This window comes from Terrabacter sp. 2YAF2 (assembly GCF_052114705.1).
Taxonomy (GTDB): Bacteria; Actinomycetota; Actinomycetes; order Actinomycetales; family Dermatophilaceae; genus Terrabacter.
This window is the reverse complement of the sequence record NZ_JBFRFG010000003.1, coordinates 228,294-249,501: the sequence shown is the minus strand read 5'-3', so window position 1 is coordinate 249,501 and position 21,208 is coordinate 228,294. Positions and strand designations below refer to the sequence as shown.

22 protein-coding genes are annotated in these 21,208 nt (G+C 69.5%); 9 read left to right on the top strand and 13 right to left on the bottom strand.

Features of this window, described 5'->3' with window-relative positions:
- The first annotated feature begins 23 nt into the window (after positions 1–23).
- Positions 24–467 carry a DUF4265 domain-containing protein gene (locus tag AB4030_RS05290; protein WP_442278146.1) on the top strand — a complete coding sequence of 148 codons (444 nt, stop codon included), beginning with the start codon at positions 24–26 and terminating at the stop codon, positions 465–467.
- A gap of 127 nt (positions 468–594) precedes the next feature.
- Here AB4030_RS05290 and AB4030_RS05285 read toward each other — a convergent pair whose 3' ends face one another.
- A complete protein-coding gene (locus tag AB4030_RS05285; protein ID WP_442278145.1) occupies positions 595–1,281 on the bottom strand; it encodes an alpha/beta fold hydrolase in 687 nt (228 codons plus the stop codon).
- Positions 1,282–1,687: 406 nt separating this feature from the next.
- Between AB4030_RS05285 and AB4030_RS05280 the strand changes: the two genes are divergently transcribed.
- The 3 genes from AB4030_RS05280 (at position 1,688) to AB4030_RS05270 (ending at position 3,790) form a co-directional block, all read left to right on the top strand.
- Entirely contained in the window at positions 1,688–2,125 is a 438-nt protein-coding gene (locus AB4030_RS05280) for a VOC family protein (RefSeq protein WP_442278144.1), read from the top strand.
- A gap of 269 nt (positions 2,126–2,394) precedes the next feature.
- Positions 2,395–2,682, top strand: a complete 288-nt coding sequence (locus tag AB4030_RS05275) for a helix-turn-helix transcriptional regulator (RefSeq protein ID WP_442278163.1) — start codon at positions 2,395–2,397, stop codon at positions 2,680–2,682.
- 7 nt (positions 2,683–2,689) lie between these two features.
- A complete protein-coding gene (locus tag AB4030_RS05270) occupies positions 2,690–3,790 on the top strand; it encodes a tyrosine-type recombinase/integrase (RefSeq protein ID WP_442278143.1) in 1,101 nt (366 codons plus the stop codon).
- A gap of 437 nt (positions 3,791–4,227) precedes the next feature.
- Here the strand turns inward: AB4030_RS05270 and AB4030_RS05265 are convergent, their stop codons facing one another.
- From AB4030_RS05265 to AB4030_RS05235, 7 genes are all read right to left on the bottom strand, one after another.
- A complete protein-coding gene (locus tag AB4030_RS05265; protein ID WP_442278162.1) occupies positions 4,228–4,650 on the bottom strand; it encodes an alcohol dehydrogenase catalytic domain-containing protein in 423 nt (140 codons plus the stop codon).
- 112 nt (positions 4,651–4,762) lie between these two features.
- Positions 4,763–5,587, bottom strand: a complete 825-nt coding sequence (locus tag AB4030_RS05260; RefSeq protein WP_442278142.1) for an ABC transporter permease — start codon at positions 5,585–5,587, stop codon at positions 4,763–4,765.
- The gene (locus AB4030_RS05255; protein ID WP_442278141.1) at positions 5,584–6,516 is read right to left on the bottom strand and encodes an ABC transporter ATP-binding protein; all 933 of its coding nucleotides are present in this window, start codon (positions 6,514–6,516) and stop codon (positions 5,584–5,586) included. The genes AB4030_RS05260 and AB4030_RS05255 overlap by 4 nt, the downstream gene beginning before the upstream one ends.
- The gene (locus tag AB4030_RS05250; protein ID WP_442278140.1) at positions 6,513–7,265 is read right to left on the bottom strand and encodes a DUF4386 domain-containing protein; all 753 of its coding nucleotides are present in this window, start codon (positions 7,263–7,265) and stop codon (positions 6,513–6,515) included. Before AB4030_RS05250 ends, AB4030_RS05255 begins: the two co-directional genes overlap by 4 nt.
- A 44-nt stretch (positions 7,266–7,309) precedes the next feature.
- Positions 7,310–7,543, bottom strand: a complete 234-nt coding sequence (locus tag AB4030_RS05245; protein WP_442278139.1) for a hypothetical protein — start codon at positions 7,541–7,543, stop codon at positions 7,310–7,312.
- Positions 7,544–7,711: 168 nt separating this feature from the next.
- A complete protein-coding gene (locus tag AB4030_RS05240) occupies positions 7,712–10,477 on the bottom strand; it encodes a LuxR C-terminal-related transcriptional regulator (RefSeq protein WP_442278138.1) in 2,766 nt (921 codons plus the stop codon).
- Between the two features lie 119 nt (positions 10,478–10,596).
- Complete coding sequence (locus AB4030_RS05235) at positions 10,597–11,256, bottom strand: helix-turn-helix domain-containing protein (protein WP_442278137.1); 660 nt, start codon at positions 11,254–11,256, stop codon at positions 10,597–10,599.
- 70 nt (positions 11,257–11,326) lie between these two features.
- Between AB4030_RS05235 and AB4030_RS05230 the strand changes: the two genes are divergently transcribed.
- From AB4030_RS05230 to AB4030_RS05210, 5 genes are all read left to right on the top strand, one after another.
- Complete coding sequence (locus AB4030_RS05230) at positions 11,327–12,280, top strand: NAD(P)/FAD-dependent oxidoreductase (RefSeq protein WP_442278136.1); 954 nt, start codon at positions 11,327–11,329, stop codon at positions 12,278–12,280.
- Between the two features lie 84 nt (positions 12,281–12,364).
- On the top strand, positions 12,365–12,655 hold the full coding sequence (locus AB4030_RS05225; RefSeq protein WP_442278135.1) for a hypothetical protein: 291 nt from the start codon (positions 12,365–12,367) through the stop codon (positions 12,653–12,655).
- Between the two features lie 103 nt (positions 12,656–12,758).
- Complete coding sequence (locus AB4030_RS05220; protein WP_442278134.1) at positions 12,759–14,036, top strand: MFS transporter; 1,278 nt, start codon at positions 12,759–12,761, stop codon at positions 14,034–14,036.
- Positions 14,037–14,153: 117 nt separating this feature from the next.
- The gene (locus tag AB4030_RS05215; RefSeq protein WP_442278133.1) at positions 14,154–14,954 is read left to right on the top strand and encodes an SURF1 family cytochrome oxidase biogenesis protein; all 801 of its coding nucleotides are present in this window, start codon (positions 14,154–14,156) and stop codon (positions 14,952–14,954) included.
- A gap of 114 nt (positions 14,955–15,068) precedes the next feature.
- On the top strand, positions 15,069–15,434 hold the full coding sequence (locus tag AB4030_RS05210; protein ID WP_442278132.1) for a VOC family protein: 366 nt from the start codon (positions 15,069–15,071) through the stop codon (positions 15,432–15,434).
- Between the two features lie 57 nt (positions 15,435–15,491).
- On the opposite strand, the gene AB4030_RS05205 is transcribed toward AB4030_RS05210, so the two are convergent.
- The 5 genes from AB4030_RS05205 to AB4030_RS05185 form a co-directional block, all read right to left on the bottom strand.
- Positions 15,492–17,417, bottom strand: a complete 1,926-nt coding sequence (locus tag AB4030_RS05205) for an ABC transporter ATP-binding protein (RefSeq protein WP_442278131.1) — start codon at positions 17,415–17,417, stop codon at positions 15,492–15,494.
- A gap of 160 nt (positions 17,418–17,577) precedes the next feature.
- Positions 17,578–18,351, bottom strand: coding sequence for an enoyl-CoA hydratase/isomerase family protein (locus tag AB4030_RS05200; RefSeq protein ID WP_442278130.1), 774 nt, complete (start codon positions 18,349–18,351; stop codon positions 17,578–17,580).
- Between the two features lie 41 nt (positions 18,352–18,392).
- Positions 18,393–18,593 carry a hypothetical protein gene (locus AB4030_RS05195; protein ID WP_442278129.1) on the bottom strand — a complete coding sequence of 67 codons (201 nt, stop codon included), beginning with the start codon at positions 18,591–18,593 and terminating at the stop codon, positions 18,393–18,395.
- An 88-nt stretch (positions 18,594–18,681) separates the two neighbouring features.
- Complete coding sequence (locus tag AB4030_RS05190) at positions 18,682–19,395, bottom strand: hypothetical protein (RefSeq protein WP_442278128.1); 714 nt, start codon at positions 19,393–19,395, stop codon at positions 18,682–18,684.
- A gap of 35 nt (positions 19,396–19,430) precedes the next feature.
- Positions 19,431–21,029, bottom strand: a complete 1,599-nt coding sequence (locus AB4030_RS05185) for an ABC-F family ATP-binding cassette domain-containing protein (RefSeq protein WP_442278127.1) — start codon at positions 21,027–21,029, stop codon at positions 19,431–19,433.
- Positions 21,030–21,208: the final 179 nt, after the last annotated feature.

Sequence of the window (21,208 nt, the reverse complement as noted above, 5' to 3'; positions counted from 1 at the left end):
GGCCTTCTGGCAGGCTGAACCACGTGCACGAGCATGTCGAGCTGTTGGCCGGCCACAATCGGCGGGGCGAGCCTGTCCTTGAACGGGACCCGGCAACCAGACTCGACCCTAGCCGCTTCCGCCTGACAGCGACACCAGGGCTCGCTTGGGGCTGCGCCGCCGGCGACGTCCTTGACGTTCGACCCGACGGAAGCTTTGACGTGGCCGAACGTGGCGGTGGCATCGCGATCCACATAACCGGCGACCTCAACCCTTCGATCCTCGGTCACCTCCGGGTCGAGTTCGCACGGCTTGACGCGACCGTGGAGGCGCCGCCGGACTTGAAGTTTGCGGTCATCACGGTCCCGGTAGCGCACGGTTTCCCCGCCATCGAACACGCCATCCGAAGGGCCACCAAGGGGGCGGTCGAGTGGTACTTCGGGAACGTCTACGACGACCACGACAGGCCATTGAACTGGTGGGCATAGCGGACCCACACAGGCGCACGAAGCGCGATAGTCGCCGTCGCACCCTCGCGCCCGAGGGCTCAGCGCAGTCTGGAACCTGCGTCTTTCCGCCGCGAGCCGACCATTGCGTGCGGGTGGGAAGCGTTGGCTAGTGGTCGAGGAAGGCGCGGACGGTTCGCAGGAACTCCTCTGGCCTGGAGGCGTGGATCTCGTGGCCAGCATCGATCGGCTGGTGGCTACCTCGCTCGACCAGGGCGACAAGCTCAGCGACGTGCTCGCGCGCCAGGAAACTACCGAGTCCACCACTGATGGCCAGTGTTGGAGGTGAGACCCGGCGGAGAGTTTCTGGCCAATGGGCTGCCGGCTCATCGATCTCTGGGCGAATCTGCTCGACAACGCCCCAGTCGACGTCAAGGTCACCCTCCGGCCGTGCTGGGGGTGCTGACCCGCGTTGATGGAGCAGCCCGACGTCCTCGAGCACGAGCCGGCGAACTGAAGACGCGCCGGACGCGAGGGCGCGGCAAGCGACGAGCCCGCCGAGGGAATGACCGATGAGGTCCACCTGCACCGCCAGCTGGGCCAACAGTCCGGCGAGGTCTTCGGCCATCAGGTCGATCGAGTAGGTGCCTGGCCACTCGCTTTCACCATGGCCCCGAGGATCAAGGGCGTGCACCGTCCGGTCGCGGCTTAGATCCTCGCCGATAATGTCCCAGTCGCTGGCGGGGGCACCGGTTCCCGGCACCAGCACAACGGGTGGATACATCGACCGTTCAGGTGAGCGTGACATGACGTTGAGGACAATGCCGTTCACCCGCATGAGCACCCTTTCGACCATGCCCAGAGTCTGACGGTTTGTTTCCGTCTTATGCCATCGGCGAGGGTGGCGCTTCACGGCAGGGCATTGACGCAGCGCAGCAGCGGCAGTCGTCCAGCAGGCAGAGTCCTTTCGCCGCGTGTTTGGCTGCGAATCTCCGCCGACAGCGACCCGTCCGCCAGCTTGTCTCGCAAGCCAATGGTCACGCGGGCGCGATCTTGGCGAATGTCCCCTCGCGGCACGGCAGCAGGCCACTGGTCGCGGTGTAACCCAACCTCCGCGTCCGGAGGACTGGTCAAGCTCCGAGGCCTCCAGCACAGACGCACCGAGTCTGGTGCGTCCCTGCGCAGTCGTCCCTCGTGCGCATGAGCCGAACAGGCCGCCAGCTGACCTGAGCGAATCGCGCTGACTCGGTAGCGTGCCACCCATGACCATCAAACTCGAGAACGTCGGGATCGCCGTCCGCGACCTCGAAGCGACGATCGCCTTCTTCACCGACCTGGGCCTGACCGTCCTCGGCCGTGACACGGTCAGCGGGGAATGGGCCGACACCGCAGTCGGCCTCGACGGCAACCACGCCAACATCGCCATGCTTCAGGCACCTGACGGCAACGGTCGCCTAGAGCTCTTCGAGTACATCCACCCCGCCGCGATCGAGACGGAGCCCACCCGGCCCAACGAGATCGGCATGCACCGCGTGGCCTTCTCGGTCGACAACATCGACGACGCCCTCAAGATCGCCGCGAGGCACGGCTGCCATCCGTTGCGCGGCGTGGCGACCTATGGGGACGTCTACAAGCTCACCTACGTCCGAGGCCCCAGCGGCATCATCGTCATGCTCGCCGAGGAGCTGAACAAGAGCTGACCTAGGGACGATCCCTGCCCGGCAGGGCGCGGCGCCCATCCGAAGCGTCGTGCAAAGTGCGCGTCCTTTCGCCGCGTAAGCCACGCTGTTGCCGCGGTGCGCCAGTACTGGGACCCGCCGGAGCCTCAGCAGACGTCCGCTGAGTCTCCGGACGAGGGCCACGCCGTAGACGAGCCGCTCCAACGGCTCGCCAACGGCGTGCTGCCGAAACGGTAGTCGTCACTCCGCTGCGCCTGCGCCGCGTTCCGGCGGTGCCCCACACCGTTGGTATGCGCGGTGAATGGGAGGAGTGTGCGATGACGATTGCGAACGCCCGGCCTGCCGAACGGGTCAACACCACGGAGAGCGCCCCTTTGAGCGTCCCGACAAATCACGTTGGGCCCTTGCTCAACTCCGCTGAGGTGGCCCAGATGATCAGGGTCCCCGAACCAACCCTGCGCTACTGGCGTCACAGAGGCGTCGGACCGAAAAGTTTCAAGATGGGTCCGCGCCGGGTGCTGTACCGCGCTGACGACGTGACCGCCTGGGTGGCCGACCAGTACGCCATGGAGCGGTAGCCCCAAGATGGGAAACGTCGCCCGGCGGCCGGACGGGAAGTGGCGTGCCCGCTACCGCGACGCGGAGGGCAAGGAGCACGCACGACACTTCACCCGGAAGACAGACGCCCAGCGGTGGCTCGACGAAGTGAGCGCGTACATCGTCACCGGTCAGTACGTCGCACCGAAGGCAGGCCAGATCACGCTCCGCGACTTCACCGAGCCTTGGCGCCTTGCCCAGGTCCGCCGACCCGCCCCCGCCGCCCTCTACGAGCACAACCTTCGCTGCCACATCTACCCATCGCTTGGCGCTCGCCGGCTCGACAGCATCACACCCACCGACGTGCAGGCCCTGATCAAGCGGCTGAGCCTGACGCTCGCGCCCTCTACCGTGTCGGTCACGCACGGCATTCTCGCGACGGTGCTGAAGGCAGCCGTAGCAGATCGCCGCATCGTCTCGAGCCCCGCGGTCGGCACGCGACTGCCCAAGGTCACCCGTCCCCACGTCGTGCCACTCGCCACGGCTCAGGTGCAGACGTTGGCCGAGCTCGCTGCTCCGCACATCCGAGGACTCATCCTCACCGCAGCAGGGACGGGAATGCGCCAGGGTGAGCTGTTCGGCGTGACGGTCGACCGAGTCGACTTCCTGCGTCGGTCGCTGACCGTCGACCAGCAGCTGGTCAACGTCAAGTACGGCCGCCCTGTGTTCGGACCCCCAAAGACGGCCGCCAGCGTTCGCGAGATCCCGCTCCCCCAGGTGATTGTCGACGCTCTTGCCGCGCACCTGCACGCGTTCCCCGCAGGGCCCGATGGTCTCGTCTTCGTGGGCACCTTGGGCCAACCCCACTCGCGGTCGAGCTTCTGGAAGCCCTGGCGCACCTTGACCGAGCGAGCCGGAGTGCCCGGCTTCAAGTTCGATGGGCTACGGCACTACTACGCGAGCCTGCTGATCCGACACGGGGAGTCCGTCAAGACTGTGCAGGCACGACTCGGGCACGCCACTGCGGCCGAAACGCTCGACACCTACAGCCATCTGTGGCCCGACTCCGACGACCGGACGCGTGACGCCGTCGACGTGGTCCTCGGCGCTCCTGCGGACTCTCCGCGGACTGAGGAGGCGACGACGTGACGTAACCGCAGGTCAGAGACGGGCCGGTACTCGGGTCCGCCCTTAGGCCGGGTACTGCAACGACCCGGCCCGATGGTGCTGCCGATGTTGCCCCAAGCCGGTGAACCGCGGTGATGTGACGTTTGGCTGGCTGGCCAGGACGACAGGCGCGGCTCGCTTGCGCCTGCTTCTCAGGGTCGCCAGAAGGACGACGCCGGTGCTGCCCCACCGAGAGTCTTGGTCGCGTCTTGACCAAGGGCCATGCTGCTCTCTCGCTGAGCCCGTCCGCGTGAAAGGCTCGCAGCATGCACTTGGGCATCGACGTCGGCGGGACGAAGCTGCTGTGCCCCGGGCCACCGACGCCGACGGCGGGGTCCTCGCCGAGCATCGGTTGGCCACCGGGTCGGAGTCGGAGCCGGCCGAGCTCGACGCTGTAGTCGACGGCTTTCTCGCAGCCCTCAGTGGGCTCGAGGCGAGGGGGCGCCCCGACGACGTGAGCACTGTCGGCGTGGCGGTCCCAGGGCTCGTGGGCCACGACGGCCGGGGCGAGCACGTCGTCGTGTCCGACGTCCCGCCGCGCCTGGCAGGTTGGCGCCCGAGGGCACGACGGCGTGGTCCGCGAATGCCGCAGCTCCCTCTCCGAAGACGAGGTCGCCGACCCGCCAGTGCGTCACGTCGGCGCCGACCGCCTCGACGATGCCGGCGACGTCGGTGCCGCGGACCGCATGGCGAGGACGTCGCAGCCCGAAGCTGCTCCGGTCGAGGAGTCTGGCGAGACGGGGCTCGCCGCGCATGATGTGCCAGTCGCGGGCGTTGACCGATGCAGCCCCGACCCGGACGAGTACCTCGTGAGGTCGCGGTGTCGGCGTGGGGACGGTGATGACCTTGAGGGCGTCGGGCGAGCCGTAGCGGATCTGGAGGACCGCGCGGGTGAATTGGCCGGAGACGGTCTCGGCGTCGAAGGGGCGGTGGGGGAGCCTGCTTGGGTCATGGCTACTTCACCTCCGAGCGCCGAAGCGTGACCACGGCGATCACGAGCGGCAACAGGAGCCAAACGGCGCTCGTCAGCGCCAGGTGGGACCACTGCTCCCCGGAGAGCCCGCCCTTCATGAGTGCGTCCTGGTTGTACTTGGGGTCAATCCAGGGACGCAGGTCGCGGAACCACTTCTGGCTGAAGGCCAGGAAGGCGAGGAGTCCGGGGGTGACGAAGGCATAGACCATGTAGGCCACAACGGCTCCGGCGCTGTTGCGGATGAGGGCACCCAGGGTGAACCCGACCAGCATCAGCGAGATCGTTCCGAGCGCGAAGTAGCCGACGTCGGCGAGGTCCTGGTCCCACACCGGGGTGATGTCGGCCATGGCGGACCCAGCGAGGTTGCCCAGGGCACCGACGGCGAAGGCCACGACGGAGGCGGTCACCGCGACGAGGCAGGCCGAGATGGCCTTGGCGACCATGACCCTGCCACGATGCGGCACGAGAGTGAAAGTCGTCAGACCGCTGCGCTGGCTCCACTCGGACGTGACCGACAGGACCGTGATGATGGCCAGGATGATCGACATCGGCATGCCGATGGCGAGGGTGAACTGGCTATACCGGAACTCGTCCGTCGGCGCCCAGGCGATGACGGCACCGGTCGTGACCAGGGCGGCCAGGCCGATGCTGGCGAGCAGCCACAGGCCGGAGCGTGTGTCGAAGGACTTGCGCAGCTCGACCCCGACGATGCGGGTCAGGCGGATGCGTGGGCTGACGCCGTTGGTCGTGATGTCGTTGGGGCGCGCCGCGGCATGAGGGGGGCCGGCGGCCGTGGTGGCAGTCATGCGGCTGCTCCTTGCTGGTGGGCGTGGATCGGTTGGTGATCGAAGCCATCTCGCTGGGTGTCGGCGGTGAGCTCGAGGAAGAGCTCCTCCAGGCCGGCACCGTCCGCGGTCCGCAGCTCGATGAGTGGGATGCCGGCCTCGTGGGCCACCTGACCGACTCGTTCGGAGTCGGCATCCGCGCGCAGCGTCGCGTCGCCGTAGTGGACCACGACACCAGCGCTCGTCAAGGCGAGGGCCAGCCGCTCAGGGTGCCGGGTACGGACCTGCGTTCCGGCGGAGGCCAGCAGTTCGCTCTTCGTGCCTTGGGCCACGGTCCGGCCGTTGCCGATCACGACGAGGTCGTCGGCGACCACCTCGATCTCGTGCAGCAGGTGTGAGGACAGCAGCACCGTGCCGCCTCGGTCGGCGTGGCCGCGCAACAGATCGCGCATCCAGCGGATCCCCGCCGGGTCGAGGCCGTTGGCCGGCTCATCCAGGATGAGCACGGCCGGCTCCCCCAGGAGCGCCTGGGCGATGCCCAGTCGCTGCCGCATGCCGAGCGAGTAGTCACGCACGCGTCGGCCCGCCTCCGCGTCGGTGAGGCTCACCAGATCGAGCATCTCGTCGACCCGATCGGTCCGCAGGCCCATGGTCTTCTGCGAGAGCGTGAGGATCTCGCGTCCCGTCCGGCCGCCGTGCTGAGCGGAGGCGTCGAGCAGGACGCCGACGTCCAGGCCGGGGTTGGGCAGGTCGGTGAAGCGGCACCCCAGGACGTGCGCCGCCCCGGTCGTGGGTGGGGTGAGGCCGACGATCACGCGCATCGTGGTGGACTTGCCCGCTCCGTTGGGGCCGAGGAAGCCGGTGACCCGGCCCGGTTCGGCGGTGAAGGTGACGTCGTCGACGGCAGTGTGAGCCCCGTACCGCTTGGTGACGCTCTCGACGCGGATCATCGCTCGTCGTCCATTCCGGCGGTGACCGGTGACGGCTTGAAGCCCTTGACGACCAGGTAGATCCCCAGGCCCAGCTCCCAGAAGAACTCGGGGGCCGTTGCCAGTACCTGCCAGGTCCCGTCGAGCTCGATGATGCCGACCATCGCGGCGGCACCGGACAGGATGATCAGCGGCCCACCGACCAGTCCTAGGACGGCCAGCTTGCGCGGCACGAGACGAGAGCGGTACATCAGGTAGCCCAGGATGACTCCGTTGCCCACTCCGACCACGAAGGACGGTCCGAGGCCGAACGTCCACTCCTGCAGCCTGAGGAAGGCGTCGCCGGCGACCGTCAGCCCGGCCGCCGCACCCGCGGGGGCGCCGACGTAGCCCTGGCGCAGCGTCACGACCGTGAGCACGCTGAGGACGCCGACTGCGATGAAGACGCTCTCCATGATCCGGGCTGCCACGTAGCTCATGGCAAGGCTCTCGTGCTGTCGTTTCAGAACCGGCCACAAGAAGGTGGCCGAGCCGATGTTCGCGATGATCAGCACGGCCTCGGACACAGCGCCCCAGAGCACTCGAGTGTCCTGCCCCGGACCGGTGACGTAGTCGCCCTCGAAGAGTGGCGGATAGAACGCGACCTTTGCCGCGATCGACGTGATGTAGGTGACGATGAAGAGCCAGCCGACGATGGAGGCGATGGTCCGCACCGAGTTCCTGGGCGCGTGCCCAGGTCGGCTGGTGGTGGTGGTCTGCAGCGTGCTCATGGGGTTCTCCTTGTCGTGCGTTGTGCGAACTGGTGTTTGGGAGCTCACGCGAGGTCGACCTGGGCGACCGAGATGATCGGGACACCGATGTCCCGCACCCTGCGCAGGACCCCGTGCAGCGCCGCCTGGTCGGCGACCCGACCGCGAAGCACGGTGCTGCCGCCCTCGCCCGGGTTGAGATCGAAGCCGTCGAACCAGGACGCCCAGCGGGGGTCCAAGCGTGCGTCGAGACGAATCTCGTACCAGCCGCCCGGCTCATCCCTGGTGATCCCGTCCACTGACCCCTCCCTCGCCTCTGCCCGCCAGGTGGTGGTGGGCTCCGGTTGATGTCCGGAAACGTAGGAGCCGGGGTGATGAGGGCGCGTCATCACAGGTGATGACCGCGGTGATGATTCGTGGATGCCGTCAGGGACCGGTGTCCGGCGGCTCCGTGCGAGGGCGACGCCTCAAAGACCGAGCTGGTGGGCGCGGCGCACCGCGGCGCGTCGGTTGTTGACCCCGAGCTTGGCGTAGATGTGCTGGGTGTGCGTGCGCACCGTGCTCAGCGAGACGCTGAGCCGGCGCGCGATGTCCGGCCCGTCGAGGTCCGACCCGAGCAGCCGCATCACCTCGAGCTCACGCTCGCTGAGCGGCTCCACGTACGCGGCATGCGGATCCCGCGTGCCCGCCCGTCCCTGGTCCCGACTCGGCAGCGAACGGCTCCCTCCGTCGCGCGGAGGTGCGCCGGTCGGGGACAGTGGCGCGCCGGCGGCTGCACGCACATCAGTCAGGAACTGCGAGCGCCCGTCGAGGCGCTCCACCTCGTCGAGGAGGGGACGTAGCCCCTCGGCGTCATCGGCGATCACCCGAACCCATGCTTCGCGCTCAGCGACGGCCAGGGCCATCCGTAGCGACCGAAGGGCCCCGGGCCGGTCCCCGGCGGCGTCGCGGGCCAGCGCCGTCACGACGGCCACCTCGACGGTGGTACCGACCCGGCCACCGGCCTCAGCAGCCTCTCGGAGTCGTTCCAGGAGATGCATCGTGTCGGTGAGCGTCACGGGGTCCGGCAACACCGCCCATTGGGCGAGCAGAATCCGCGCCAGCGTGAGCAGCTCGTACTCGCGAACGTACGTGACGTCCTCCCGGGGGGACAGCCCTCGTTCCCTGGCCCACTCTCGCGCTGCGGCAAGGTCACCGGCACGGACCCACAACCGCGCCCGGGTCGCGGCCACCGGCCGCACGTTCGGGGAGAAGTCCCCGTTGTAGAGGCGATCCGCCTCCTCGAGCAGGGCGTCCGCACCGCGCCAGTCGCCTGCCGCTGCGCGCACGTCCGCCATGGCGACGCGCCAGCGGTACGGCTCTTGGGGCAGGCCGGCGCCTTCCCCCAGGTCGGCCACCTGCTCGAGATGGCGTGCCGAGGTGGCAGCGTCACCGTACTGCCAGGCGACGCGGCCCAGCGCAACCCACATGTCGGCCGTCCCGCGCACCACTTCACCTGTGGTCGCCGACCGGGCGAGGTCCAGCGCCTCGCCCGCCAGGCGCCGGGCCTCGCCGAGCCGGCCGAGCGTCAGGGCCAGGTCCACGAGAGTCACCGTGCACCCCAGGACGTCGGCGACGTGCCCGGCTGCCGCGAGGTCCTGCGCTGCCGCCGTGTACCCGTCGTACGCGGACCGTAGGTCCCCAACCGCCCACGACGCCAGTCCCTTCAGCGCACGAGGAGCCGCCAGGGTGAGGCGGTCGTCGGTACCTGCCAGGGCCAAGGCGCTCTCGGCGTGGGAGATGGTGAGGTCGAGGTCACCGGCGACCAGCGCCAGTCCCGCCCGATGCGTCGCGTTCAGGGCCGGGAGCCGTTCCGCCTGTGCCCGGTCGCGCACCACCACGGCCTCAGCCGGCCCTGCCAGCACCGCCTCCAGGTCGTCCAGTCGCTTCCCCACCCCACCGAACGCGTTGTCGGCCATCAACGCCGCGATGAAGATGCTGGCCAGCACCGGCCGCCTTCGCACGACCTCGTCGGGGATGACGTCCATCCACCCCCTGATCACGCCCTCGCTTCGTTGCCGGCGCAGGGCCGGCGCGGCGAGCTCGACGAGGTCGGCGGCCCGGACCAGATCCCCTGCCGCCACCGAGTGCCGAACCGCCGCATCCATCTCGCCGACCTGCTCGAACCACGCGCTGGCGCGCTCGTGCAACACGCTCACGTCGATGGACGTCTCGGTGAGCAGCCTGGAACGAAGGACATCAGCGAAGAGATGGTGGTACCGGTACCACTGGCGACGGTCATCCAGCGGCACGATGAGTAGGTTCTTCCGCTCCAGCGCGACCAACGTCGACCCGCCGTCCTTTCTGTCGGTCACCGCATCACAAAGCGGTCCGCTCAGGCGCTCGAGCACCGACGTCTCGAGCAGGAAGCGGCGGAGTGGGGCAGGTTGTCGGTCCAGCACCTCGTCGGCGAGGTAGTCGACGACGAACCGGTCGTCGCCCGCGAACCCGGAGATGAAGGCCGTCTTGTCCTCGCGGCCGCGAAGCGAGGCTGCCGCCAGCTGCAGGGCGGCGATCCATCCCTCGGTCCGGGACTCGAGTGAGGAGACGTCGCTGGCACTCAGGTCGAGACCATGGACGTCGTTGAGGTACGCGGCCGCCTCGTCAGCGGTGAAGCGCAGGTCGTTGGCGCGCACCTCGACCAGCTCGCCCCGGGCGCGGAGGCGGGCCAACGGGAGGGCGGGGTCCGCACGGGTGCCGATGACGAGATGCAGCTGTGGTGGTCGGCGGTCGAGCAAGAAGGCCACGTCGTCGCTGATGGCGGCGTCATCGACGAGGTGGTAGTCGTCCAACACAATTGTGACTTCCCCCGGGTGGACGCTCAGCTCGTTGACCAGGGCGACGATGACACCCTCGAGCGACCCGGTCGCCGACTCAAGAAGGTCCAGTGCCGATGCGGCGGCGCCAGGGCTCGTGCGCTCCACTGCATTCAGCACGTAGGACCAGAAGCGGCGCGGGTCGGCGTCACGTTCGTCGAGCGACACCCAGGCCACCGAGCGCCCGCCGCGAACCTCGTCGGATACCGCCGCCAGCTGCGCCACGAGGGTCGTCTTCCCGAAACCCGCTGGAGCAGACACCACCGTCAAGGCAGAGGTGAAGGCACGCTCGGCGATGCCGGTGAGGCGGCGGCGCGGTACCAGCTTCCGGTGAGGCCGCGGAACGAGCAGCTTGGTCTCCACCAGGAGGTCACCCATCGGCGGCTCCTCTCGGTGCAGCCCGTGCAGTTGGAGCGTACTTGAGCGACGCCGATGGCGTCTGCCCACCGGGAACCCCGGCGTCCCCTGCTCGTCGGTGCCCTTCGCGGCGCCTCCCCTTAAAGGTGCGGATCTTGGTGCGGCTCAGGTGCGTCGCGGCCGGCGGCACGCACCTGCATGCGTTCGCCGGGGCGCCCGAAGATGCTGAGCACCTCGGCCGGGCCGTCGCCGGTGCCGCCGAACCAGTGCGGCACCCGGGTGTCGAACTCGGCTGCCTCCCCCACGCCCAGCACGAGGTCCTGGTCGCCGAGAACGAGCCGCATCCGGCCGGAGAGCACGTAGAGCCACTCGAAACCGTCGTGCGTCCGTGGGTTGGGTGTCGTCTGGGAGACCGGCACGATGATCTTCCACGCCTGCACACCCCCGGGTCGAGTCAACGGCAACACGGTGCGCCCGTTCAGACGTCGAGGTTTGAGCCTGATCCTCGGGTCCGCCACGTCGGGGGCACCCACGAGGTCGTCGATCGGCACCCGGTAGACTTGGGCAAGGGGAAGCAGCAGCTCAAGGCTCGGACGCCGCTGACCCGTCTCGAGCCGCGACAAGGTGCTCTTGGACAGGCCGGTCAGCTCGGCCACCTGAGTCAACGTGAACCCACGCTGTCCGCGCACGCGCCTCAGCCGCGCAGGCACCCCCTCGAGGGCCTGAGCCACCGCAGAGCCGCCGTCACGGCCAGCGGGGTCGGCCGAGCGGGGGCTACGTGTCGTCGTCACGCCGCCCATTGCACCGCGCCATTCCCGGAATCAGCAACAACCGTTGCCCTCGGCTGCCCTGCACCGCGACTCTCGTGGCATGAACGAATACGACGTCGTGGTGATCGGCGGGGGCGCCGCGGGCCTGTCCGCCGCCATGGTCCTGACCCGCGCCCTGCGACGGGTAGCCGTGGTCGACGCCGGGCAACCCCGCAACGCACCCGCCGCTCATATGCAGGGCTTCCTGGGCTCCGATGGCCTGGCTCCCCGGGAGCTGCTGGCCGCAGGCCGCACTGAGGTCGCCGGTTACGGCGGCCATTTGCTGGCCGGCCACGTCAACGCCATCACACCGCACCCTGCCCACCCCGGTGCCGGGCGGATGAGCTTCGAGATCCGGCTCGACGACGGGTCCGCGATGAGGAGCCGTCGCGTGCTGGTCACCACTGGGTTGCGCGACGACGTGCCGGACCTGCCAGGTGTGCGCGAACGGTGGGGTCGAGACCTGCTCCACTGCCCGTACTGCCACGGCCACGAGGTCCGAGAACAGCCCCTGGGCGTCCTCGGCGGTTCGCCGGAAGCGCTCGCGCACGCCCACCTCATCCGTCAGTGGTCCCACGACGTCGTCTACTTCGCCAACGGGCAGCCCCTGACCGCCAAGCAGAGAGAACAGCTCGCCGCCCGTGCCATTGACGTCATGGACGCCCCCGTCACCCGGCTCGTGGTCGAGGACGACCGTCTTGCAGGGGTCGAGCTGGCAACCGGTCAGGTGGTTCCCCGGACCGCTGTGTTCGTCCGGCCACGCTTCGTCCCCCACGACACGCTGCTCACCGACCTCGGCTGCGCAACCCACGACAACGGCTGGGTGGCCGTCGACGCCACCGGGCGCACCAGCATCCAAGGGGTCTGGGCAGCCAGGAACGCGGTCAACCCGCGCGCCCAGGTCATCACCGCAGCAGGCGAGGGCTCGGCCGCCGCCATCGCCATCAACAACGACCTCGTCGACGAAGACCTCCCGATCGCCGTCACCAACTTCAGGCTCCAACGCCCCATCTGAGCCTCATCCCGCCCATTGCCAACTGGGAACTCGCGGCGGCGACTGCCGCTCAACCCAACCCATCTCACGCACCAGGAGATCACCATGCCCGACGCCCAGCCCATTCCTCGTCCCAACCCGACGACTGCGGCAGGACAAGTCCCACCGAAGCCGACTGCTCCGCCGACCAAGCACCAGCTGGCACTCATGATCTGGATCGCGGTCTTCCCGACCATCACCGTGCTCAACCTGTCGATCGGTCCATTGCTCACCGAGGCAGGGCCGGTCCTGCGGACGTTCGTACTCGCCACCATCGCGGTGCCGATCGTCATCTACGGGATCATGCCCCCGCTGCACCGCGTGCGGATGCGGCTCCTGTCCCGACGAGCCGCCTGACCTCATCAGACCGCTGACCGGTCCACCGCGGACTGCCTATTGGCAGCACACGTCACCTGCAGGATGCTGGTCATCTCATCTCCCCGAGGACGAGGCAGGCGGTATGGAACCACCTGATCCTGGCTCGCCACGTCGAGGCGCCACCCTCGCGCGGCTCGACCCACCCCGCGTCGGGCGACGGTTCGTCACGCTGTACGCCCTGTCCTACGCGGGCGGGTCGCTGCTCTTCCTCGGTCCGCTGCTGGTGTCGCTGGCACTGAAGGTCAACGACCTGGTCGGGATCGACGACGCACCGAAGAACCTCGCGCTCGTCACGGGCGTCGGCTCGCTGCTGGCCATCGTGAGCAACCCGCTGTTCGGCCGCTTGAGTGACCGCACTACCTCACCGCTGGGGATGCGGCGGCCGTGGATGCTGGTCGGCCTGACGGGCGGGGCGGTGGGAACCCTGACAGTCGCGCTCGCCCCCGACATCGGGGTCGTGCTCGTCGGCTGGTGCATCGCCCAGGTCTTCCTCAACGCCCTGCTCGCCGCCCAGGCAGCAGTCCTGCCCGACCAGGTCCCCGCCACGCAGCGCGGCCTGGTCTCCGGCATCCTCGGCGTCTGCCTTCCGGTCGCGTCGGTTGCTGCCACCTACCTGGTGCAGGCCTTCGAGGGACTCCCGCTGATGACGTTTCTCGCGCCCCTGCTGGTCGGCGGCGTATTCGTCACCATCTTCACCTCCACCCTTGCTGACCGCCGGCTCGACGTCGCCGACAAGCCACCATGGTCGCTGCGCCAGCTCCTCAGGACGTTCTACGTCAGCCCACGCGCCAACCCCGACTTCGCCTGGGCCTTCACCAGCCGGTTCATGCTGGTCATGGCCTACGCCTTCCTGGTGACCTACCAGGCCTACTACCTGATCGACCAGGTCGGCGTCGCGCAGAGCGAGGCCGCGCACCAGATCTACCTCGGAACCCTGGCCCAGTCCGTGGCCCTGATCATCGCCTCACCGCTCACCGGCCGCCTGTCCGACCGGCTCCAACGGCGGAAGATCTTCGTCATGGCCGCCGCAGTGATCTACGCCGCCGCACTGGTCATCATCGCCACAGCCAATGGGACCGGTGGGTACCTGCTCGGCATGGCCATCGGCGGCCTGGGCTTCGGGATGTACATGGCCGTCGACCTCGCCCTCGTCGTCGACGTTCTGCCCGACGCCGGCTCGGCCGCCAAGGACCTCGGCGTGCTGAACATCGCTGGGGCCCTGCCGTTCGCTCTAGCGCCCGCTCTCGCGCCGGCGATTCTGAGCATCCGCGGGAACAGCTACTCGGCCCTCTATCTCGTCGCCGGCCTTTGCGCATTCCTCGGCGCCGCAGCCATCGTTCCCATTCGTCGAGTCACATAGCGCCATTAGGCGCTCCGGTGGACTCTCTGCGGACTGAGGAGGCGCCCCCGTGACATCACCGCAGGTCAGAGACGGGCCGATGCTCGGGTCCGCCCTCAGGCCGGGTACCGTCGAACTGTGCTTCGACTCTGGCTGACGCGGCGCTGGCTGCTCTGGACCCTCGTCGCGGTCCTCTTCGGGGTCGCCTGCTTCTACCTCGGCCGGTGGCAGTGGGGCCGACACGTCGAGCAGCGCACCAAGGTCGAGGCCATCGCCCACAACTACGGTGCCGCGCCCGTCCCGTTCGTGCCCGCTCTCGTCGAGAGCCCCCTCCCCGCCGAGCGGCAGTGGACACGCGTCTCGCTGACGGGGACGTATGCCGTCGGCACCGACCTGCTCGTGCGCAACCGCACGTTCGACCAGACGGTCGGCTTCGAGGTGCTGACGCCGCTGCAGACCGACGGGCTGACCCTGCTGGTCGACCGCGGCTGGGTGCCCAACGCCGCTGACGCCGAGACGAGCCCCCCGGTCGACCCCGCGCCGTCGGGGGCAGTGCAGGTCACCGGCTGGCTGCGCACCGGCGAGGTGAACCTCCACCGTGACGTGCCGCCCCCGCAGCTCACGAGCATCAGCGTCGACGACGCGCGGGCTCAGGTGCCCTCGCTGAGCAAGGTGGACGCCTACGTCGTGCTCGGCGCCGAGGAGCCGGCGGCCGTCCGGGGGGACCATCCGCTGACCCTGCTTCCCAAGCCCGAGGAGGACCTGGGGCCGCACCAGGCGTACGCCTACCAGTGGTGGCTGTTCATGCCCGGAGGCCTCGTCTTCATCTTCTTCGCGATCCGGCGGGAGGCGGCTGCACGCCGGGCCGAGGCGGGCGGGCCCGAGGGTGCCCCGGTCACGGTGAAGAAGGTCCGGATCTGGGACGAGGAGGACGCCTGAGTCGCGTCCTCCCCCCTCGCAGACCCCGGGGGTGAGAAGGTTCGAGCTCGCTGTCACGGCCGGTGGCAGCCCGACACTGTATGCCGCGTCGCCACCACGAAGGAGCCCTCTGCCATGGACATGCGCCTGGAACTCGTCCCGCTTCCCACCTCTGACGTCGACCGGAGCAAGACGTTCTATGCCGAGGGCATGGGTTTCGTCGTCGACCATGACGTCGAGCCGGGCAACGGCATGCGGGTCGTGCAGCTGACGCCTCCGGGATCGAGCTGCTCGATCGTCATCGGGGTCGGGATGAGCGCGCCCGATGCCCCCCGGGTGCAGAACCTCCACCTCGTGGTCGACGACATCGAGCAGGCGCGGGAGATGCTGTCGCAAGCCGGCATCGACGTGTCCCCCGTCCAGGACATGGGTGGCGTCAAGTACGCGCACCTGAGCGACCCGGATGGCAACACCTGGGCGCTCCAGCAGCTCGCCCGCTGACGGACGCCCCTCCCAGTCGGGCCGCTGGCGGCAGCCCTCCGGTCGCGCGAGCTCGGCTCAGACGCGTCCGAGCAGCTCGGGAGCCTCGGCCGTCGGGTCGGTCGGGCCTGCGCCGTCGCTGCCGTTGCGCGCGTCCTGCCGCTCGGCGCGCTCGAGGGGCTGGTCGTCGAACTGCGTGGCGTGCAGGTCGGCGTAGAGGCCGCCCCGGGCGAGCAGCTCGGAGTGGCGTCCCGTCTCCACGACGCGGCCATGGTCGAGCACGACGATGAGGTCGGCCTGACGGATGGTCGAGAGGCGGTGGGCGATGACGATCGAGGTGCGGCCCTCGAGAGCGGCGTCCAGCGCCCGCTGGACGGCGACCTCGGACTCGGAGTCGAGGTGGGCGGTGGCCTCGTCGAGCACGACGACGTCGGGGGCCTTGAGGAGCAGGCGCGCGATGGCGAGCCGCTGCTTCTCGCCGCCGCTGAGCCGGTGGCCGCGGTCGCCGACGACCGTGTCGAGACCCTCGGGCAGCTCGTCGACGAGCGCGCTGATCTGGGCTGCCCGCAGTGCCGCGTGGATCTCGTCGTCCGTGGCTTCGCGTCGGGCGTAGAGCAGGTTGGCGCGGATCGTGTCGTGGAAGAGGTGCGCCTCCTGGGTGACCACACCGACACGGTCGCGCAGCGAGGTCATCGTCACGTCGCGCAGGTCGACCCCACCGATGCGCACGGCGCCCTCGCTCGGGTCGTAGAGCCGGGACACGAGGGAGGTCAGCGTCGTCTTGCCGGCGCCCGAGGGCCCGACGAGGGCGATGAGGTGACCGGCAGGCGCCGCGACGGTGATGTCGTGGAGCACCTCACCACTGCCGCGACGATCGCCCGATGCGACCGACTCGAGCGAGGCGAGCGAGACCTCGTCGGCCGACGGGTAGCGGAACGCCACGTGCTCGAGCTCGACACCGAGCGGACCGTCGGGCAGGGCGACGGCGTCGGGGCTCTCCTTGACGAGCGGCTCGAGGTCGAGCACCTCGAAGACGCGCTCGAAGGAGATGAGCGCCGTCATGATGTCGACGCGCACGTTGGACAGCGACGTCAGCGGGCCGTAGAGACGGGCCAGCAGGGCGGCGAGCGCGAGCAGCGTGCCGACGGACAGCGTGCCGTTGACGGCCATGACGCCGCCGAAGCCGTAGACCATCGCCGTCGCGAGCGCTGCGACGAGCGAGAGGGCGGCCATGAACATCGTGCGGTTGAGCGCGATCTGGATGCCGATGTCGCGGACGCGTCCGGCTCGCTCGGCGTACTCGGCCTCCTCACGTGCCGGCGTGCCGAAGAGCCTGACGAGCAGGGCACCGGCGACGTTGAAGCGCTCGGTCATCCGGGTGCCCATGTCGGCGTTGAGCGTCATCTGCCGGTGCGCGAGGCTGGCGAGGCGCCGGCCCATGAGCTTGGCCGGGATGAGGAACAGCGGCACGAGCAGGAGCGATCCGAGGGTCAGCTGCCACGACAGCGCCAGCATCGCCCCCACGACGAGGACGACCGACACGACGTTGGAGACGACGTTGGACAGCACCGAGGTGAAGGCCTGCTGGGCGCCGACGACGTCGTTGTTGAGCCGTGACACGAGCGAGCCGGTCTGGGCGCGTGTGAAGAACGCGATGGGCTGGCGCAGCACGTGGCCGAAGACCTGGGTGCGGAGGTCGTTGATGAGGCCCTCACCGATGCGCGAGGAGTACCACCGCGAGACCACCGTCAGGACGGCGTCGGTGATCGCGATCACCGCGACGACCAAGGAGAGCTTGATGACGACGGAGGAGTCCTTGGGGATCACGCCGTCGTCGACGAGGCTCTTGAGCAGGAGCGGCACCGTGACGACGAGCACCGAGTCGAGGACCACGACGACGAGGAAGGTGATGATCGCCGAACGGTAGGGCGCGGCATACGTCAAGACGCGGCGACGGGTGCCCGGTGACAGGCTCCGCTCCGCCACCGACGAGTCACGCGACATCGATCGCATCGCCATCCACGGTTGCATGCCCACGGCACCGACCTCCTTCAGTCCCTTCATCCAACCGCGGAGCACCGACAGCGATTCCCTCCCCCCCGGATCGACCGCTCGAACCCCCCGCCGGAACAAGCCCCGCGCGGGCTGCGGCCCCTGAACGTGGTCAGTCGCCGGAGCCCCCGAGCATGGTCCGGAGCAGGCCGGTCTGAGCCTCCCGCTCACGGGCGAGCTGTCCGTCTCGGTCGCCGGCCACCGCTCCGCGCAGCAGCGGCTTGAGAGCGCGCAGGGCTGGCTCCGGCGCGGCCAGCAACGCCTCGACGAGTGAGGCCGTGGCCTCCTCGAGGTCGGCTGCCGGCGCGAGCGAGCCGACGAGCCCGATGCTGTGGGCCTCGGGCGCCGACACCTTGCGTCCTGTCGCGCAGATCTCGAGGGCGCGGGCGTAGCCGACCAGGTGGACGAGCGGCCCGGTGCCGCCGAGGTCGGGCACGAGCCCGAGGCTCGTCTCCCGCATCGCGAACCACGCGTCGAGCGCCGCGATCCGCAGGTCGGCGGCCAGCGCGAGCTGGAAGCCGGCGCCGATGGCGTAGCCGTGCACCTGGGCCACGACGACCGCCGGGCACTCGCCCCACGCGGTGAAACCCTCCTGGTAGGTCGCGATGCCCCGCTGGACGGCCTCTGCACCTCCCGCGGCCAGCTGGGCCACGCTCTCCTCGCCCGGCACGCCCTCAGGGGTGAACATGGCCGTGTCGATCCCGGCGGAGAAGGCGTCACCAGCCCCGCGGAGGACGACGACGCGTACATCCTCGGGGACCGAGCGCGCCTCGTCGGCGAGCGCGGCCCACAGTGAGGGGGTCTGCGCGTTGCGCTTCTCCGGATGGTCGAGCGTGAGGGTGCGGACGGGCCCGTCGGTCTCGACGATGAGGTGGGGATGCGTCATGGACGCAGGTTACCCGTGGGTCACGCCAGCGTCCGGAGGGATCAGGCTGCGGCCGACCCCACCGCCGGCGTCGGCAGGACGACCCGGAGGATGCCCCACCCGCTGACGGAGGCCGGCTGCACGAGCTCGACCCGGAAGACGCGCGCACAGTCCAGGCACGACCACGCAGCCGTCGGGTCGGGGAACGGTGTCACGTCATCGCCCGAGCAGAACGGGCAGGTGAGGTGGTGGTCGGTCGGCATGTCGTCCAGTGTCGCGAGGCACCGCGAGAGATACAATAACCGTCCATTATCTGAACCAAAGCGTTTGCTTATGCTTGGCTCCCGGCCGTCACTGCCCCAGGGCCCCGATCGCGCGCGCCACGACGAGCAGCGACGTGAGCAGGGCTGCCGTCGCCTCAAGGCCCATGAGCGCCTTGGCGCGAGCCGTCAGGGGCATCGTGTCGGTGGGGCTGAAGGCGCTCGAGTTCGTGAGCGACACGTAGAGGTAGTCGATGAACTCCGGGCGCCAGTTGGTCCGCTGGCTCGACGTCGCGGCGACCTCGATGACCGTGTCCTGGTTCTCGTCCTGGGAGAAGCGCCAGTCCGCCGCCGGCAGCCGGTCCCGGGCGAGGGTGTGGCGTGACACGGGCCCCCCTCGGTCGAGCTCCCAGAAGAGCAGACCGAATCCGATGACGTTGGTCAGCCAGACCTGCATGCCGGCCAGCAGGAGCGGCATACCGCCCGGCTTCGCCGAGGCGAGGGCGCGCACGAGCATGCCCAGCGCCACGAGGTTCGCCGCGATGACCACGCACGCGAGGGCAATGGACAGACCACGCGACCACCGTGTCTGGCGCACCATCCGTCTCGGGTTGGTCACGAGCAGGGCGCCGAGCAGCACGAGCTCGACCACCGGGATCGCGAGGCGAGGGCCGACGAGCAGTCCCTCGGGCAGCACGGCATACGCGAGCGCCGCCACGACGACGGCGAGGGCGGGCCACAGGCGGTTCTCCCCCGCGCTCGACCGCGTCTCGCGCCGACGCCGTCCTCGCCGCTCGGATGTCATGGCGACAAGGTAGCGCTGGCGGCTGGACGAATCGGTCAGGCGAGCGAGATGAGGTCCTTGTAGTCGGGACCCCACAGGTCCTCGACGCCGTCGGGCAGGAGCAGGATGCGCTCGGGCTCGAGGGCGTCGACCGCTCCCTCGTCGTGGGTCACGAGGACGACGGCTCCCTCGTACGTCTTGAGCGCGCCGAGGATCTCCTCGCGCGACGCGGGGTCGAGGTTGTTGGTGGGCTCGTCGAGGAGGAGCACGTTGGCGGCCGACACGACGAGCAGCGCGAGCGACAGGCGCGTCTTCTCCCCGCCGGACAGCACGCCCGCCGGCTTCTGCACGTCGTCACCGGAGAAGAGGAACGAGCCGAGCACCTTGCGGACCTCGGTCTCGCCCAGCTCGGGGGCGGCCGACTTCATGTTCTCGAGCACGGACCGGGTGACGTCGAGGTTCTCGTGCTCCTGGGCGTAGTAGCCGAGGCGCAGCCCGTGCCCGGGCTCGACCTCGCCCGTGTCGGGGGTGTCGACGCCGGCGAGCATCCGCAGCAGGGTCGTCTTGCCGGCGCCGTTGAGCCCGAGCACGACGACCTTGCTCCCCCGGTCGATGGCCAGGTCGACGTCGGTGAAGACCTCGAGCGAGCCGTACGACCGTGACAGCCCGGAGGCTCGCAGGGGCGTCTTGCCGCAGGCGGCGGGTTTCGGGAAGCGCAGCTTGGCGACCTTGTCCTGGACGCGCTCGCCTTCCACGCCGGCGAGGAGGCGCTCCGCGCGCTTGGCCATGTTCTGGGCCGCGGTCGCCTTGGTCGCCTTGGCGCGCATCTTGTCGGCCTGCGCGAGCAGGGCGCCGGCCTTCTTCTGGGCGTTCTGCAGCTCGCGGCGACGACGCTTCTCGTCGGTCTCGCGCGACTGGAGGTAGGTCTTCCAGTTGACGTTGTAGACGTCGAGCGCCGAGCGGTTGGCGTCGAGGTGGTAGACCTTGTTGACGACCGCGTCGAGCATCTCGGCGTCGTGGCTGATGATGATGAGCCCGCCCTTGTAGGCGCGGAGGTACTCTCGCAGCCAGACGATCGAGTCGGCGTCGAGGTGGTTCGTCGGCTCGTCGAGGAGCAGGGTCTCGTTGCCGGAGAAGAGGATCCGCGACAGCTCGACGCGGCGGCGCTGTCCGCCGGACAGCGTCTTGAGCGGCTGGCCGAGGATGCGCTCGTCGAGGCCGAGGGCGCTCGCGATGGACGCGGCCTCCGACTCGGCGGCATAGCCGCCCTGGGCCTCGAACTCGACCTCGAGGCGGGTGTACTTGCGCATCGCCTTGTCGCGCACCTTCTCGTCGTCGCTGCCCATCCGGGCCTCGGCCTCGGAGCGCTCGCGGACGATGGTGTCGAGTCCGCGGGCCGAGAGGATGCGGTCGCGGGCGAGGATCTCGAGGTCCCCGGTGCGGGGGTCCTGCGGGAGGTAGCCGACGGCGCCGGTGCGAGTCACGGTGCCCGCGGCGGGCTGCCCCTCGCCGGCGAGGACCTTCGTCAGGGTGGTCTTGCCCGCACCGTTGCGCCCGACGAGACCGATGCGGTCGCCGGAGTCGATCCTGAAGCTGGCGTCCTCGACGAGCAGGCGCGCTCCCGCACGCAGCTCGATCCCGGTGGCGACGATCACGGCATTCCTCCTATCGGTGCCGCACTACGTCAGCGGCCGGACAACCCCACCAGTCTAGGAGCCGCGAGGGGGTGCTCTCGACGCGTTATCGCTTCGGCGGCCTGATGGCACGCAGCGCAGTCGCAGGTGCGCGAGGCGTGCATCGTGCCCGCGTTGCGCTGGGATCCGGGTTGCCACAG

Coding starts and splice junctions, on each gene's coding strand:
- AB4030_RS05285 (WP_442278145.1), bottom strand. CDS start 1,281: ATGGTCGAAAGGGTGCTCATGCGGGTGAACGGCATTGTCCTCAACGTC.
- AB4030_RS05280 (WP_442278144.1), top strand. CDS start 1,688: ATGACCATCAAACTCGAGAACGTCGGGATCGCCGTCCGCGACCTCGAA.
- AB4030_RS05275 (WP_442278163.1), top strand. CDS start 2,395: ATGCGCGGTGAATGGGAGGAGTGTGCGATGACGATTGCGAACGCCCGG.
- AB4030_RS05270 (WP_442278143.1), top strand. CDS start 2,690: ATGGGAAACGTCGCCCGGCGGCCGGACGGGAAGTGGCGTGCCCGCTAC.
- AB4030_RS05260 (WP_442278142.1), bottom strand. CDS start 5,587: ATGACTGCCACCACGGCCGCCGGCCCCCCTCATGCCGCGGCGCGCCCC.
- AB4030_RS05255 (WP_442278141.1), bottom strand. CDS start 6,516: ATGATCCGCGTCGAGAGCGTCACCAAGCGGTACGGGGCTCACACTGCC.
- AB4030_RS05250 (WP_442278140.1), bottom strand. CDS start 7,265: ATGAGCACGCTGCAGACCACCACCACCAGCCGACCTGGGCACGCGCCC.
- AB4030_RS05240 (WP_442278138.1), bottom strand. CDS start 10,477: ATGGGTGACCTCCTGGTGGAGACCAAGCTGCTCGTTCCGCGGCCTCAC.
- AB4030_RS05235 (WP_442278137.1), bottom strand. CDS start 11,256: ATGGGCGGCGTGACGACGACACGTAGCCCCCGCTCGGCCGACCCCGCT.
- AB4030_RS05230 (WP_442278136.1), top strand. CDS start 11,327: ATGAACGAATACGACGTCGTGGTGATCGGCGGGGGCGCCGCGGGCCTG.
- AB4030_RS05225 (WP_442278135.1), top strand. CDS start 12,365: ATGCCCGACGCCCAGCCCATTCCTCGTCCCAACCCGACGACTGCGGCA.
- AB4030_RS05220 (WP_442278134.1), top strand. CDS start 12,759: ATGGAACCACCTGATCCTGGCTCGCCACGTCGAGGCGCCACCCTCGCG.
- AB4030_RS05210 (WP_442278132.1), top strand. CDS start 15,069: ATGGACATGCGCCTGGAACTCGTCCCGCTTCCCACCTCTGACGTCGAC.
- AB4030_RS05205 (WP_442278131.1), bottom strand. CDS start 17,417: ATGTCGCGTGACTCGTCGGTGGCGGAGCGGAGCCTGTCACCGGGCACC.
- AB4030_RS05200 (WP_442278130.1), bottom strand. CDS start 18,351: ATGACGCATCCCCACCTCATCGTCGAGACCGACGGGCCCGTCCGCACC.
- AB4030_RS05195 (WP_442278129.1), bottom strand. CDS start 18,593: ATGCCGACCGACCACCACCTCACCTGCCCGTTCTGCTCGGGCGATGAC.
- AB4030_RS05190 (WP_442278128.1), bottom strand. CDS start 19,395: ATGACATCCGAGCGGCGAGGACGGCGTCGGCGCGAGACGCGGTCGAGC.